Here is a 230-nt window from a genome sequence, read left to right as displayed (position 1 = left end):
GCTGCATCTGCTTTCGATTGTGCTCCTTCAGGTGTTTCTTTTGCATCCCATGATTTTTGTTTTGCTTCTGTGACATGCAACTTTGTATTCTTAGCGTGTTCATCTACCTTAGCTTGTGCGCCTTCTTTGGTCTCGATCTTTTCTAGATCTTCAAACTTCGCTCTTAATTCCTCTAGAGTTTGTTTTGCTTCAGAAGACATTTTCTCTATTGCGTATTTAAGAGTCTCAAA

General features: G+C 39.1%; 1 protein-coding gene. It reads right to left on the bottom strand.

Annotation, left to right across the window (positions count from 1 at the left end):
• Window positions 1-200 (bottom strand): hypothetical protein (locus tag SB749_RS21155; protein ID WP_410712051.1); only part of this gene is annotated, 200 nt, incomplete at its 3' end.
• Window positions 201-230 lie beyond the last annotated feature (30 nt).

This window comes from Brevibacterium sp. SIMBA_078 (assembly GCF_046534565.1).
Taxonomy (GTDB): domain Bacteria; phylum Actinomycetota; class Actinomycetes; order Actinomycetales; family Brevibacteriaceae; genus Brevibacterium.
Note: the sequence above shows the minus strand (reverse complement) of the source record. Positions and strands in the feature narration are given on the sequence as shown.